At 71.9% G+C, this 13,282-nt stretch carries 19 protein-coding genes and 1 pseudogene; 10 read left to right on the plus strand and 10 right to left on the minus strand.

Annotated features, from left to right (window positions below; translation table 11 throughout):
- From DN069_RS33415 to DN069_RS33425, 3 genes are all read left to right on the plus strand, one after another.
- A partial coding sequence (locus tag DN069_RS33415) for an acyl carrier protein (RefSeq protein WP_133260128.1) occupies window positions 1-260 on the plus strand: 260 nt, incomplete at its 5' end.
- Between the two features lie 298 nt (window positions 261-558).
- Window positions 559-1,203 (plus strand): TetR/AcrR family transcriptional regulator, encoded by a 645-nt coding sequence (locus DN069_RS33420; RefSeq protein ID WP_111506999.1) that lies wholly within the window; start codon window positions 559-561, stop codon window positions 1,201-1,203.
- Between the two features lie 88 nt (window positions 1,204-1,291).
- The gene (locus DN069_RS33425; protein WP_133260129.1) at window positions 1,292-1,723 is read left to right on the plus strand and encodes a DUF6234 family protein; all 432 of its coding nucleotides are present in this window, start codon (window positions 1,292-1,294) and stop codon (window positions 1,721-1,723) included.
- A 12-nt stretch (window positions 1,724-1,735) separates the two neighbouring features.
- On the opposite strand, the gene DN069_RS33430 is transcribed toward DN069_RS33425, so the two are convergent.
- Entirely contained in the window at window positions 1,736-2,521 is a 786-nt protein-coding gene (locus DN069_RS33430; RefSeq protein WP_111507001.1) for a helix-turn-helix domain-containing protein, read from the minus strand.
- Between the two features lie 86 nt (window positions 2,522-2,607).
- Here DN069_RS33430 and DN069_RS33435 point away from each other — a divergent pair, with 86 nt between their 5' ends.
- Complete coding sequence (locus DN069_RS33435) at window positions 2,608-3,672, plus strand: zinc-dependent alcohol dehydrogenase family protein (protein ID WP_111507029.1); 1,065 nt, start codon at window positions 2,608-2,610, stop codon at window positions 3,670-3,672.
- 16 nt (window positions 3,673-3,688) lie between these two features.
- Here DN069_RS33435 and DN069_RS33440 read toward each other — a convergent pair whose 3' ends face one another.
- Entirely contained in the window at window positions 3,689-3,895 is a 207-nt protein-coding gene (locus DN069_RS33440; protein WP_111507002.1) for a hypothetical protein, read from the minus strand.
- Between the two features lie 26 nt (window positions 3,896-3,921).
- Window positions 3,922-4,602, minus strand: coding sequence for a GAF domain-containing protein (locus DN069_RS33445; protein WP_111507030.1), 681 nt, complete (start codon window positions 4,600-4,602; stop codon window positions 3,922-3,924).
- A 179-nt stretch (window positions 4,603-4,781) separates the two neighbouring features.
- On the opposite strand from DN069_RS33445, the gene DN069_RS33450 reads away from it, so the two are divergent.
- Together DN069_RS33450 and DN069_RS33455 are read left to right on the plus strand one after the other, a co-directional pair.
- Window positions 4,782-5,741 carry a hypothetical protein gene (locus tag DN069_RS33450; RefSeq protein ID WP_207892365.1) on the plus strand — a complete coding sequence of 320 codons (960 nt, stop codon included), beginning with the start codon at window positions 4,782-4,784 and terminating at the stop codon, window positions 5,739-5,741.
- A 61-nt stretch (window positions 5,742-5,802) separates the two neighbouring features.
- On the plus strand, window positions 5,803-6,303 hold the full coding sequence (locus DN069_RS33455) for a hypothetical protein (protein ID WP_133260130.1): 501 nt from the start codon (window positions 5,803-5,805) through the stop codon (window positions 6,301-6,303).
- Window positions 6,304-6,322: 19 nt separating this feature from the next.
- On the opposite strand, the gene DN069_RS33460 is transcribed toward DN069_RS33455, so the two are convergent.
- Together DN069_RS33460 and DN069_RS33465 are read right to left on the minus strand one after the other, a co-directional pair.
- A complete protein-coding gene (locus DN069_RS33460) occupies window positions 6,323-6,577 on the minus strand; it encodes a hypothetical protein (protein ID WP_111507004.1) in 255 nt (84 codons plus the stop codon).
- A complete protein-coding gene (locus DN069_RS33465) occupies window positions 6,574-6,813 on the minus strand; it encodes a hypothetical protein (RefSeq protein ID WP_111507005.1) in 240 nt (79 codons plus the stop codon). Before DN069_RS33465 ends, DN069_RS33460 begins: the two co-directional genes overlap by 4 nt.
- A 154-nt stretch (window positions 6,814-6,967) precedes the next feature.
- On the opposite strand from DN069_RS33465, the gene DN069_RS40560 reads away from it, so the two are divergent.
- Window positions 6,968-7,120 carry a hypothetical protein gene (locus DN069_RS40560; RefSeq protein ID WP_165845749.1) on the plus strand — a complete coding sequence of 51 codons (153 nt, stop codon included), beginning with the start codon at window positions 6,968-6,970 and terminating at the stop codon, window positions 7,118-7,120.
- A gap of 112 nt (window positions 7,121-7,232) precedes the next feature.
- Here DN069_RS40560 and DN069_RS33470 read toward each other — a convergent pair whose 3' ends face one another.
- Window positions 7,233-7,469 (minus strand): hypothetical protein, encoded by a 237-nt coding sequence (locus tag DN069_RS33470; protein ID WP_243640095.1) that lies wholly within the window; start codon window positions 7,467-7,469, stop codon window positions 7,233-7,235.
- Between the two features lie 160 nt (window positions 7,470-7,629).
- Between DN069_RS33470 and DN069_RS33475 the strand changes: the two are divergent.
- Together DN069_RS33475 and DN069_RS33480 are read left to right on the plus strand one after the other, a co-directional pair.
- Window positions 7,630-8,906 (plus strand): annotated as a pseudogene (locus DN069_RS33475) (D-arabinono-1,4-lactone oxidase).
- Between the two features lie 51 nt (window positions 8,907-8,957).
- A complete protein-coding gene (locus DN069_RS33480; RefSeq protein ID WP_111507006.1) occupies window positions 8,958-9,191 on the plus strand; it encodes a hypothetical protein in 234 nt (77 codons plus the stop codon).
- Window positions 9,192-9,311: 120 nt separating this feature from the next.
- Here DN069_RS33480 and DN069_RS33485 read toward each other — a convergent pair whose 3' ends face one another.
- Window positions 9,312-9,911, minus strand: a complete 600-nt coding sequence (locus tag DN069_RS33485) for a TetR/AcrR family transcriptional regulator (RefSeq protein ID WP_111507007.1) — start codon at window positions 9,909-9,911, stop codon at window positions 9,312-9,314.
- Between the two features lie 92 nt (window positions 9,912-10,003).
- On the opposite strand from DN069_RS33485, the gene DN069_RS33490 reads away from it, so the two are divergent.
- The gene (locus tag DN069_RS33490; RefSeq protein WP_111507008.1) at window positions 10,004-10,717 is read left to right on the plus strand and encodes an MBL fold metallo-hydrolase; all 714 of its coding nucleotides are present in this window, start codon (window positions 10,004-10,006) and stop codon (window positions 10,715-10,717) included.
- 49 nt (window positions 10,718-10,766) lie between these two features.
- On the opposite strand, the gene DN069_RS33495 is transcribed toward DN069_RS33490, so the two are convergent.
- From DN069_RS33495 to DN069_RS33505, 3 genes are all read right to left on the minus strand, one after another.
- Window positions 10,767-11,567 carry a YrhK family protein gene (locus DN069_RS33495; RefSeq protein ID WP_207892366.1) on the minus strand — a complete coding sequence of 267 codons (801 nt, stop codon included), beginning with the start codon at window positions 11,565-11,567 and terminating at the stop codon, window positions 10,767-10,769.
- On the minus strand, window positions 11,564-12,187 hold the full coding sequence (locus DN069_RS33500; protein ID WP_111507009.1) for a potassium channel family protein: 624 nt from the start codon (window positions 12,185-12,187) through the stop codon (window positions 11,564-11,566). The genes DN069_RS33495 and DN069_RS33500 overlap by 4 nt, the downstream gene beginning before the upstream one ends.
- Window positions 12,188-12,465: 278 nt before the next feature.
- A complete protein-coding gene (locus tag DN069_RS33505) occupies window positions 12,466-13,251 on the minus strand; it encodes a VOC family protein (RefSeq protein WP_111507034.1) in 786 nt (261 codons plus the stop codon).
- Window positions 13,252-13,282 lie beyond the last annotated feature (31 nt).

Here is a 13,282-nt window from a genome sequence, read left to right on the forward strand (position 1 = left end):
AGCCGGCAGGCGCCGCGGTCCAGGCCACGCACCTGCCCGAGGACCGGATCATCGCGCACGCCGCGCAGGTCCTCGGGACCACGGTCGACCGCGTCGACCCGCGACGGCCCTTGCGTGACCTCGGCCTCGACTCCCTGATGGCCGTTCAGCTCCGCCGTCTGCTGGAGCAGGACCTCGGCGTCCAGGTGCCGGCCAGCCGGCTGCTGGGCCGCGAGAGCACCGCCGCCCTGGCGGCCGAGTTGGCGGGAGCACACGCCTGACGGCGCCCCGGCGCTCCGGCGCCAACTGGAACGGCCGCACCGCCCAAGGGCGGTGCGGCCGTTCCAGTTCCATGTGCGGGGGCCGCACGCTGCGGTATTTTTTCGCGCGCATTGCGAGCTCGTTGCGGGCGATGGCCTCGCAAGGCGTCCGTCATCTGGCACCGAGATCCATTGATGCACTACAGTATAGGAAATGCCGTCGCCGCAGACGCTGGCCTTGCGACGCGCCAGCAGGCGTGCCGTCGCGGGACTTCGGGGGGCGTTACGCAGACGCCACGATGGACCGGGAAGAGAGACGATGACGACTGAGGCAGACACGGCCACCCGCCCCCTGGGCCGGCGTGAGCGGAGCAGGCAGCGCGTCCACGACAGCTTGTACACCTCCGCGTTGGAACTCTTCGCCGAGCAGGGCTACGAGCACACGACGATCGACCAGATCACCGAGCGCGCGGACGTGGCCAGGGGCACCTTCTTCAACCACTTCCAGCGCAAGGAGGACCTCGTCACCACCTGGGCCAAGCTGCGCCAGGAGAAGCTCGAGGCCTACATGGAGAGCTCGCTCTCCCACACCGAGGACGGCACCACCGTCCAGTTGGAGCGGTGCATGCTCGCGCTCGCCGAGTTCAACGAGGCCGAGCGCAGCCTGACCCCGGTCATGCTGACGGCGTGGGTGAAGTCGGGTCAGCCGCTCCAGGAGGAGCAGGAGTACGCCAACCACGTCTTCGCCCAGGTCATCTCCGCCGGCCAGGCGCGCGGCGACGTGGCCTGCGACATCGACCCGCTCAAGGCGGGCAGCATGCTGCGCGACGCCTACCTGGGCCTCCTCTACCGCTGGTGCCAGTCGCCCGAGGTCGAGGTCCCGCTCCACATCGAACTCCGTGCCCTCCTCCGAATCGTCCTCACCGGCATCCTCAGCTACCCCTCCCGCCCCGCCACGGGCTGAGCCGCGCTCCTGCCGCGCGGACCGGCGGAGGGCCGCCCTGAGTAGGCGTACTCAGGCGGCCTGAGCCGAAGTCCGACAGAGTGTCCGCATGACCGCTCTCCCGGACCGTCCGCCATCGCGTGGCTGGCTTCCGCGCGAGCGCGCCTCCGCAAGCGTGGACATCCCCACGGCGGTGGCCCTGTTCATCGTGGAGGGCCTGCTCTACGTCGCCTCGGAGTTCATGGCCGTCATCGGGGCCGCGTTCAGCGAGCCGTCGGCGGAGCTGGACGCGGCGTTCCGGGCAGGCCTCGACCGGACGTGGTGGCTGCTGATCGCGGCGGTCGCGTTCGCCGTGCTGGCGGGGTTTCTCCGGGCGCCGGTGGTCGTTGTCTCCCAGGTGCTCGCGGCCGTGATTCTGGCCGTTCTCCTCGGGCTGGCCTACCGGTCCTACGACGAGGCGCACCCGCCCCCTCCCACGCCCGGCCCGACCACCGCGTACGAGCCGTGCTACAGCGGCAGCCACGGACCGTCCTGCCGCTGAGCGATGGGGGCCTCAGGGACGCAGGCTGCGCAGATAGGCGGCCGTCGGTTCGTCCGCGGGCAGGAAGGCTTCGAGGTGGAGTTCCGCCAGGGCGATGTCGGTGGCGGTGGCGAAGGTCGTGAGCGTGGTGATGAGGCTCAGTTCGCCGGAGGCGGTGCGGAGTCTGAGGGGGACCGCGAAGCCGAGGTAGTCGGGGCCAGGTTCGGCGGGCGGCAGGTAGACCTCCAACTCCGCCAGCAGGGACTCCTGTTCGGGGTCGGGGCTGGCGCGCAGCCGGGTGCGCATGGACTCGGTGACGTGGCGGCCCCACTCGGGCAGGTTGAGCACCCGCCGCGCCATGCCACGGGGGTGCAGGGCGAGTCGGCGGACGTTCACCGGCGGGCGCAGCAGCTCCGGGGCGCAGCCCTCGGTGAAGACGGCGAAGGCCGCGTTGGCGTCGACCAGGACGCCGCGCCTGGTCACCACTACGGCGGGGTACGGCAGATGACCGTCGAGGATGCTGCGCAGCGCCGCCCGGACGGGCTCCAGCCCTGGCGCGTCCAGGCCGGACTCCTCGAACGCCGGGGCGTAGCCCGCCGACAGCAGCAGCGCGTTGCGTTCGCGCAGCGTCAGTCCGAGCGACTCGGCGAGGCGGATGACCATCTCGCGGCCGGGGCGGGAACGGCCCTGCTCCAGAAAGCTGAGGTGACGCTGCGTGGTGTCGGCGGCGATCGCCAGATCCAGCTGGCTCCAGTGCCGTAGGGCCCGCCAGCGGCGCAGCTCGGTCGCGAAGCCGTTCGGTTCCGCCGTGATCGGCATAGGGCCATCCTCATCGTCCCCGTGCGGTCCCGCGATACCTTCCAGGGAATCGCACGGAGCACGCTGTGGTGACCACACTCCTCGGCATGACCACACTCCTCGGCACGAGCGACCAACCCACCCACACCGACGTCGACCAGCTGCCCGACCAGGCGTACCGGCTCGAACCCCTGCGAGGACTGGACGGTCTCCGCGCCCGGCCGCGGGCCAGGCCCGCCCCCGGGCCCGGACAGGTCCTGGTCCAGGTCCGGGCCGCGTCGTTGAACCGGCGTGACCTGATGCTGATGGACGGCACGTACCCCCTCTCCGCGAGGCCCGGCGTCGTTCCGCTGTCGGACGGGGTGGGTGACGTCATCGAGGTCGGTCCCGGCGTGACCCGCGCGGCCGTCGGCGACCGCGTGACGGGTACCTACTTCCGGAGCTGGGTCGCGGGCCCGCAGCGGCTCGCCGCCGTGCGCGAGCAGTACGGGGCCACCCACGACGGCTGGCTGGCCCGCTACGTGCTGCTGGAGGAGGAGTCGGTGGTGCACGTGCCGGACCACCTCACCGACGCCGAGGCGGCGTCGCTGACCTGTGCGGCGGTGGCCGCCTGGGCGTCGGTCACCAAGCCCACCCCGCCGGGGCCGGGGGAGACGCTGCTGACCGTCGGCAGTGGCGCGGTGGCGCTGTCCGCGATCCAGTTCGCCCGGGTGCACGGCGCCCGCGTCGTCGCCGTCACCTCCTCGCCCCAGAAGGCGAAGCGCCTGCGTGAGCTCGGCGCGCACGAGGTCGTCGACCGGACCGAGACCCCCGCGTGGGACGCTGCGGTGCGCGAGCTGACCGGCGGCGACGGGGCCGAGCACGTGGTGGACGCGGTGGGCCTGCCGACCCTGCCGAAGTCCGTCGCCGCCGCGGCCTACAACGCGCGCATCACCCTGATCGGCGCCTTTCCCGCCGCCGCGCCCATAACAGACCCCTTCGGCGGGAACTTCGTGTCGATCCGGCGGATCGCGGTCGGCAGCCGCACCGACTTCGAGGCGATGAACCGGGTCCTCGCCGCCCAACGGCTGCGGCCTGTGATCGCCCGGGTGTTCCCCTTCGAGGCAGCAGGGGAGGCCTACCGCTGCCTCCGTGACGAGAACCCGTTCGGCAAGGTCGTCGTCACCCTCTGAGGGCGATGGGTCGGCCTCATGGGGGGCGGACCACGCCGGTGCGCAGGAACAGCAGCGCGATCCGCAGGGAGGCGACCGACGCAACGCCGAGTCCGACCGCGGCGGCCGACGCGCCGGACACGCCCACCGCGATGGCCGCCGCGCCGGTGCCGGCGCAGATCAGCAGCGCGGCGAGGCCGGCGCGCCCGAGGCGGCCCCGACCGAGGCGGGCAGGCGCTCTCATGCCGGTTCGATACCTGCCCCGCGACGCTAGGTCGGGAGGGACCGGGGGAGCAGACGGGCGAAGGCCTCGCCGGCGAAATGGCTGTACAGGCGCATGACCTGCAGGTCCCGCTCGGACGGTTCGCGGGGCCAGGGCGAGTGGGTGGAGATCATGCCGATCAGTTTGCCCTGCTCGTCGACCAGCGGCGTGGACTGGACGGCGCGGACACCGGCGGCGCGGAAGGTCCCCCAGTGCGGTTCCAGTGCCGGCTCGGCCCGCACGTCCGCCACGACGGCCTGGGCGCCGCTGCCGGCGGCCTGCCCGCACACGGAGTGGTCGTCGCGGACGACGGCGAAGTCCTCGAGGAACCCCGGGCCGAAGCCGCTCTGGGCGACCAGGACCAGCGAGCCGTCCCGCGGATCCACGATCTGTACGTTCGCGAACTCCGCGGCCATGAGCGTCATCGTGTCCTCGAGGATCAGCGGCAGCGCGTACGCCAGGTGCGGAGCCTCGTGCAGGGCGGTCGCCGCGGCCCGCAGGCTCCCGGCGACGGGGGAGTGGTCAAGGGTGAGGCCGATGAGGTCGACGGGTCCGGGGCCCGGTCCGGCGCGTGATGCGACGGCGGGCTCGATCCACTCGACCGGCCTGGAGGGCGGGCGCGGGGCAAAGTCCTGGTAGGGAGCTGTCACGTAACGCAACGGCTCCATCAGGTTCTGGCTTCGGCTCATGAACACCAGCGCCACGCACCGTCCGGTCGTGGGGAACCATGTGTGCCACCAGCCTACGTCCGCGTCGCCGCCGCGGCGAGACCCCGCCGCGGGAGCCGGATTCGGCCGCTGGAATGAAGGCGGGCGGTCCGACGGCGCGCTGGCGCCCGCGGGTGGCCAGCGCGGTCCACAGTCCTGCTATGAGCCTCCTCGTTTCGCCGCGCCGAGCTGCGGCCTCCCGCTTGATCGCGGCCCTCGGGGCCGCCCTGCTCGCGTTCGCCGGCACGCAGGCCGTCGGCTCCGGCGCCGCCGAGGCGGCCGGGACGGCGGGGACCGCCGTGCGCGGCGCGAGCGCCGTGAGCGCCGGGCCGGCGTGTGGGGCGGCCGTGCGCGCCGGCTCCACGACGGGGTTCTCCTTGCCCTTCGCGGGGGCGCGCCGCTACGAGGGCGCGACGCCGGTGGAGCTCACCTCCGCCGGTCAGCTCAACCAGCCGCTCGGACAGCCCGCGGCGGACGCGATCGCCCTGCGCCTGGGGCTGCGGAAGGCCGACGCCTTCACCCCGCGACAGTTCGCCGAGTTCATCTCCGGCCGGGGCGTCGGCGGTGATCCCAAGGCCGCGGCACTGGTCGACGCGAGCGTGCGCATCCTCACCAACACCACGGGCCGCCCGCTCTACTCGCTCGTGAACGGTGTCGTCACGCCGACGGTGTTGGCGAGCTACGGGCTCTTCGTGACCAAGGACGGCTGGCTCGAGAGCCCGGCGTACGCGACCGCCCCGACGAGGCTGGTGAACACGGTGATCGCGCCCGGCGGTTACATGGGTACGTGGATGCGGGACAACGGTGCGACCGCGTCGCTGCGGATGCTGTACCGCTCGGCGTACCCGGTGGAGGCCGGATTCGGTTTCGTGGCTCAGCAGATCTCAGGTCAGGCGCAGTTGGTGACCAACACGAAGGGCGGAGTCTGCACGGAGGTCGGGATGTCCATGGCCCCCACCCTCTGGGCCACCAACTTCGCCCTGCTCTACACGCTGAACCCCGCCCTGGCGGCCGACCTGCCCGCGCGCTGGGCGCCGATTCCCCAGGTCGTGGCGGACGCGATCCTGGCGAGCCCCACGGGCCGGGTCCGCTACGCCGACTACGCCTCCGCTCTTGGCTGACCGCGGCCGGACCCCGGTTGCGGCCATCGGCTCCCCCGTCCCCCTGGCATACTCTGGGCCCGTGGTGACTGTTGATCAGACTGCCGAACCGGGGCCGATACCGCCGGCCGCTCCGCCGCGCACCGTCCTCGGGACCGTGTGGCGCGCGCTCGTGGTGGAACTCGTGTGCCTGGGCGGGGTCGCCGGGGGAGCCTGGGTCGGCTCGAAGGCCCTGTCGCTCGACGGGCGGCTGCTGGAGCTGCCCGCTGCGGTGCCCGCGCTCGTCGTGATCGTTCTCGGGCTGGGTCTGCTCCGGGCCCGTCCAGGGTTCGCGGTCGTTCCGGGGCTGGCGGCGGACGCCGCCGCGTGCGCCGGCGCGGTGCTGATCAACGACCATCTGCTCTCCGCCGGGCGCCTCCACCTGGACACCCTCGGGAACCGGCTGCTGGCGGGCAGCCTCGCGGTCGCGCTCCTCGTCAGCGTCCTCGGGATCGTGGTCGCCGCGGTCTCCGGTCACCTCCATCCCCGCGAGGACAGCGCTGCCGCGCCCGCGGAGGCCGCGGGTCCCGCCGGCAGCGAGTGAGTGAGACCCGGGGCGAGGATCACGGTTCCGGCTCGCGGGGGCTGCCCTCGGCCCATACCTCCTCCACGGCATCCCACCACTGCCAGCACTGGAGACAGCGGCACTCCGGTGCGATCGCGTGCACATCGGCGATCGGCCTGGTGTCGGCCACCGGGTCGATGCGGTAGCCGCACATCGCGACGAACGCCCCCTGGCGCAGCACGTGCCAGCGTGTGGTCTCCCGGCCGACCGGATCAGCGGCCTCGTGCTGCGCGCGCAGCTCGTACCCGCTCACTCCCACACCTCCGGGCCGCCGCCCTGCCAGTCGACCATGCTGTCCGACTGCAGGTCGAGTTCGTCCAGGCCGGCACGGCGGCAGAACTCGGCCACGTCCCCGAGGTCGTAGGCCTTGCCGACGTGTTCGCCAAGGATGTCCACGCGCCGGTACGGGCCGGTCATCGGGTCGTCCTGGACGGGATGGACGACGACGTGGGCGTGGTGGTGTGCGGCAGAGGACAGGTCATCGTTCATGGCTCCACGCTGCACCGGCCCGAAACGGGCGGCATCCTGGCCGGACGAGCCGACGACGGTGCGTGACCCACTCGATCGGACGTGAGGACGCGCGACCTCGTTCGGTCGTTGCTGTGCTGGGCACGCACCCGATCCCGAGACGAGGAGTGCACCCATGCCGCAGAACGGCACCACACCGCAGAGCCCTGACGCTGATGACGAGCTCGACCTCTTCGACGAGGCCCCCGACGACCCCCAGGGCACCAGGCCCCCTGCGGACGACGAGTTCGACGACCTGGTCGAGTCCCTGCGCGACGAATGGCCGTGAGCCGACCGAACTCGCGACAAGGCCCCGGTGCCGCCCCTTGCGGCACCGGGGCCGTCTGTTGTGGCAGGGGGGTGAAGCGACCGCACGCCCGGTGCGCCTGTTCGCGGACCCCCTACTGCCACACGTGAGGTCCGCCGCCGATCCACTGGACGCTGTCGTCATCCTCCGGATCGAGCTCCCTGAGGCCGGCCCGTCGGCAGAACTCGGCGACGTCCCGGAGGCTGTGTGCCTTGCCCACCGGCGTGCCGAGCACGTCCACGCGGCGGTACGGCGGGTTGGCATCGACAACGTGGTGCACCACCACGACGTGTGCGTGGTGCGGTGTGCTGGAGGCCGGCGACTCGGTCATGCGGCCAGCCTGCGACACCCCCACGGTGATCGCATCCACGTTCGCCCAACAATCGCTCGAACGAACGAATGGAGGTGCACGCTGGTGTCGAGGACGTCGGGACTTTTCTCCGTGGCTTGCCCGTACTAGTTTGTTCAGTGCCATGACGAATAGAGGACCGATGCCCCCAGACCGTCCCTCCGAGCCGCTGGCCAACTGGGCCGGGAACCTGCGCTACTCGGCATCCCGGCTCCACGAGCCGACCAGCGTCGCAGAGTTGCGGCGCATCGTCCGCGGGGCCGCACAGGTGCGTGCGCTCGGGTCGCGGCACTCGTTCAACGCGCTCGCGGACACCCGCGGGGACCTCGTCAGCACGGCCGCGCTGCCGAAGGTGCTGACGGTCGCTCCGGATCGCCGCTCCGTGCGGGTGAGCGCCGGCCTGCGGTACGGGAGATCGCGGTGGGGCTGGAGCGACCGGGGCTGGCGCTGGCCAACCTCGCCTCGCTACCGCACATCTCCGCGGCGGGCGCGATCGCCACCGGCACGCACGGCTCGGGCGACCACAACCAGGGACTGGCCTCGGCCGTGCTCGCCCTCGAACTCGTCGACGCCGACGGCGAGCTGCGGGAGCTGAGCCGGGACGCTGATCCGGTGCTCTTTCCGGGAGCCGTCGTGGCCCTCGGCGCGCTCGGTGTCGTCACCGAGCTGACGTTGGCCGTCGAACCGGCCTACGACGTCAGCCAGCGGGTCCACCTCGGCCTCTCGCTGGAGCGTCTCGCCGCCGACTTCGACGCGGTCTTCGCGTCCGGCTACAGCGTCAGCGCGTTCACCTCCTGGGACCCCGACCGCGCGGCGGTGTGGGTCAAGCACCGCACGGGCGCCGCAGAGCCGGCCGGGTCGGTGGCGGGTGCCGTCCCCGCGACCACGCCGCAGCACCCGATCGGTGGCATGCCGGCCCACAACTGCACGGCGCAGCTGGGAGAGCCGGGGCCGTGGCACGACCGCCTGCCGCACTTCCGCGCGGCGTTCACCCCGAGCCGGGGCGACGAGCTGCAGTCGGAGTACCTGCTGCCGCGCGAGCAGGCCGCCACGGCGATCGCCCGGCTGCGGGCCCTCGGCCCTCGCCTGGCACCGTTGCTGCACACCTCGGAGATCCGCACCGTCGCGGCTGACGACCTCTGGCTGAGCCCGGCGTACCGACGCGACAGCGTCGCCTTCCACTTCACCTGGATCGCCGACCCGACCGCCGTCGCGCCACTGCTCGCCTCGATCGAGGACGCCCTGCTGCCGCTCGGCGCACGCCCGCACTGGGGAAAGCTCTTCTCCTGCACCCCGGAGCAACTCGACCGGGCTGTTCCCCGCCTGCGCGACTTCGCCGCGCTCGCACAGGACTTCGACCCGAAGGGGAAGTTCCGTAACGACCTGCTGGCGACGTGGTTGCCCGCGTCCCAGGCCTGATCGTCGGAACCAGCGAGTGCGATCACGCGGCACGGGCTGAATCCTTGAGGCGTGAGCATCTTCTCCGCGGGCCGGAACGACTCGCACATCACCGTCCACCGGCCCCACACCGACGCCGCCGGTCAGCACTACCGGCGCGTCGACTTCTTCGGTCTGGAAGTCGGCCGCGCCTATACCCGGGAGGACGTGAAGACGTTCATGGTCCAGTGCGCCCTGGATCCGGCGTTGCTCGACCAGCCCGGCGTCGTCGAGTGGTTCGGGGGCGGCCCGGACGTCTGGGAGTAGCGGTCAGCGGAGGATCGGCTCGTACTCCACCTGCTCGATCGGGTTGCCGTCCCGAAGAAGTCGCCGCCTACGCCGGCCGCGCAAGTTCGCCGCGCCGGTACGGCGCTGACGCGGGTGGTGTCAGTTCGCGGGCCGGGCCGCGAGGGCGTCGGCGAGGCGGGAGATGCCGAACTCGAAGGCGCGGTCCACGTCTCCGCCGAGGTTGAAGGCGCCGGCCAGCTCCATGGCGATGAAGCCGCTGGCCCAGGCGGTGACCGTGCGGGCGGCCTCCAGTTCGTACTCCTGGCCGGCGAGGGTGGCCGCCACCCGCAGCAGTGGCGCGACGGCCACGGTCATCGCCTCCACGTCGGCCCCGCCGGGGCTGGTCTGGGGCGCGAAGACCAGCCCGAACCCGGCCGGGCGGGTGTGCGCGAACCCGCGCAGGGCCCGCGCCATGTCGGCCAGGGTCCGGCGCGGGTCGAGCTCTGGCCCGCTCGCGTCGCCCGTGCCGGCCTCCGCCTCGACGGCGGCGAGGCGGTCGCCGAGGTCGCGGATCGTGGCCTTGGTGATCAGCCGGATCAGGTCATCCCGATTCTTCACCCGCTTGTAGAGCGACGGCGGCCGCACTCCGACCCGCGCGGCGACCGCCTGCATGGTCAACCCGGTCGGCCCCTCGGATTCCACGATGTCCCGGCCGGCCTCGACGATGGCCTCCAGCGAGGTCCGATCAGGCGTCGGCATGAGCGCTCCTTCCGCCTTGGCTATTGACGTTAGCCATCATGGCTACGTAGATTAGCCATCAGGGCAAACGATAGCAATCCCAGGAGCATGTGATGAAACTCGGCCCACACCTGCACCGCATCGGCAACGACCTCGTGGCCGCCTATCTCGTCGACACCGACGAAGGCATCACGGTCATCGACGCCGGACTGGCCGGGCACTGGCACGACCTGCACAGCGAACTGGCCGCCATGGGCCGGTCCGCGGCCGACATCCGCGGCCTCGTGCTGACCCACGGTGACACCGACCACATCGGGTTCGCCGAACGCCTGCGCCGCGAGTACGGCGTGCCGGTCTACGTCCACGAGGAGGACGCCGCGCGAGCGCGCGGCGAGGTCAAGACCAAGCCCGCCTACGGCAAGATCAAGCTGCGCGCCCTCGCCGGGTTCCTCTGGTACGGGATGCGCAAGGGCGGCCTGCGCACCGAGTACCTCGGCGAGGTGGTCCCCGTTCACGACGGCCAGGTCCTCGACCTGCCCGGGGCCCCGCGGATCGTCGGCATGCCCGGCCACTCGCCCGGCAGCGTCGCCATCCACGTCCCCGTCGCCGACGCCGTCTTCGCCGGCGACGCCCTGACCACCCGTCATGTCCTCACCGGCCGACCCGGGCCGCAGCCGGCGCCGTTCACCGACGACCCGCAGCAGGCCCTGGCCTCCCTGGAGCACCTGCAGGACCTGAAGGCCAGCTGGCTGCTCCCCGGTCACGGCACCCCCTGGTCCGCAGGCATCCCGGAGGCGATCGCCGCCATCAAGGCCGCCGCAGCCTGACGCCGCGCCGGACCCCTGACGTCCTCGTCGCCGTAGGGCAGCGAGGACGTCAGGGCGGCGCTTTCTCCGTGCGTTCGGGGAACAGCAGGACGGCGCCGACGAAGAAGCAGATGGAGCCGATCAAGGTCTGGGTGTCGGCCCCGTCGGCGTTCTTCACCTGGCCCGTGACCGGGTTGACGAAGCCGGCCACCGCGGAGACGCCGAAGGCGACGGAGCCGATCAGATTGGTCAGGGTGATCCACCAGGACCAGACCCGGGGGCGCCAGGCGAGCCAGCCGTGGCAGACCTCGTACCAGGCCAACGCGCTGGACACGAGGAAGCAGAGGGAACCGATGGCGTCCGGCCGCCAGACGTGCTGGTGCGCCGTCTCGGCGGAGAGGTTGTCGGCCATGGCGATCCCGGTGCTGATGTTGAAGTAGATCGTTCCGACGAGCTGGACCGCGGTGGCCCACCAGTCGATCCGGCGAGGCTGGTAGACGAGGAAGCGCCGGCCGTGCGGATTCTGCGCGGTGGAGGACGCGTCGACCACCTCGCGGTACGACAGGAGCGATGCCGAGGTGAAGAACAGCGAGCCGACGAAATAGGTGACCGTGTCTCCGCGTGCCCCCACGGCATCGGCATAGCCAGGGATCGAGCCCATTGCGAAGAGCAGGGATCCGACGGCGAACAGGACGGCGATCCACCAGCCCCGGGCCGTGGGCGCCCACCAGGTCGATCCGGTGGGTGGCATCTGGTGCTTGCGGTGGCGGCGCGATCCACGGCGGACGACCACACCATCCGAGCCCACGTGCTCGACGAAGGTCGCCGCCGCCCAGCGCCCTGGGCGGCGGGTGGTGTCCCGGGCGGTCATGGCGTCGGCCCGATGCCCGGATCGTCGTCCTCACGGTCCAGCAGTCCCGGCGAGGCAGGCATGCCCTGTGGCGGTGCCATGCGCTGCCTGCTGCGCCGGACGGCGCCCACGACGACCCTGACCGCGACGCCGAGGACGACCAGATCGGCGATCATCTGGCCGGTAACGACCAGGCGGGCCGTCTCGGTTTTCGCGGTGATGTCGCCGAAGCCCACGGTCGCGAACACGGTGACGGCGAAGTACAGGCCGTCGGTGTGGGTCAGATGCTCACCGAAGTTGCTCGGGGACAGCCCGGCGAGGGCGACGTAGGTGGCGGCGAACAACAGGATGAAGAACGGGACGCTGGTGGCCAGGCTCTCGGCCGCGCGCGCACCGGGGAGCGGGGAACGGACGATCCTTTCGACCTGGAAAACGACCAAGGTGACGAACCCGGCCAGCCCGACGACCAGCATGGTGATGACGGACGGCAGCGAGGCGTGGTCCAAGGGCAGCACGTAGTACAGGGTCGTGAGCACGATGATCGAGCCCGCCACCCGCACGAGCGTCCAGGCGATCGCGCGGGGCGACAGTTGGGACCGGGCGGAGGCGTGGTGCGCCGCCCTGGAGCTGCCGCCCGTCATGGCTTCGGCCCGGGGCGCAGCTGCCTGCCCGACTCCGCCGCCCGCTCGGCTCCCGGGCCGCCCACTGCCCTGTCCGACCGGTCCATCGTCCCTCCTCCCGGTGGGGTTCACCTGGTGGAGACGGTCGATCGGCCTCCCTCCGGCGGAGGGAGGCACGATCAGCTCCCTCGATCTTCTCCCAGCCGGCTCAGTCCGGCGAGGGCAGCCGATCCTTACGGGTCGGTCGGGAACAGGGCTTGATCACGTTGCCCTGCCCACGCCGTCGAATGAGCCAGGGCTCACATGGGTTTGGGGCTGATCACGGCGAAGACGGCGCCCTGGGGGTCGGCGAGGACGGCCATGCGTCCGGCCATCATGTCGAAGGGTTGGACCAGGGCTTTGCCGCCCACCCTGGCCAGGTTGTCGGTGATGTCGTCGGTGCTCTCGACGGCGAAGTAGGTGAGCCAGTGGGCGGGGGTGCCGGGCGGGTCGTTGTGCAGGTTCGCGACGCCGGCGACGCTGCGGCCGTTGACGTTGAAGGAGTGGTAGTCCCCGGCACCCTCCATCTCCATGGGGGTGATCTCGGCGCCGAACACGGCCCGGTAGAACGCGACCGCGGCCGCGAAGTCGCTGGTGTGGAGCTCGTTCCAGGTCAGCGCGCCGGGCTCGTTGACGATGCCGGCGCCGGGGAACTCCAGCGGCTGCCACACGCCGAACACGGCGCCGGTCGGGTCGGCGGCGATCAGGCTGCGACCGATGGTGCCCACGTCCATCACCGGCATCATCACCGTCCCGCCGGCGTCCGTGATCGCTCGCTGGGCGGCGTCCGCGTCGGCGGTGGACAGATACGTCGTCCAGACCGGCGGCGGCACCTGCTGCCCCTCCGACGCCGCAGCGGTCATGACACCGGCGACCGGCTTTCCCTTCAGGGTGCACACCGCGTAGCCGCCGAACTCCGCCGGGCCGACCTCGCCCTGCCAGCCGAAGAGGTCCCGGTACACGTCCAGCGCGGCCTGCTGATCCCGGGCCAGCACGTCGACCCAACAGGGGGTGCCGGGTGCGTACGGCTCCGTCACTTCGGGCATGGGCGTCCCTTTCTCGCGGTACCTGCTGCGC

The organism is Streptacidiphilus pinicola (genome assembly GCF_003258295.1).
Lineage (GTDB): Bacteria > Actinomycetota > Actinomycetes > Streptomycetales > Streptomycetaceae > Streptacidiphilus > Streptacidiphilus pinicola.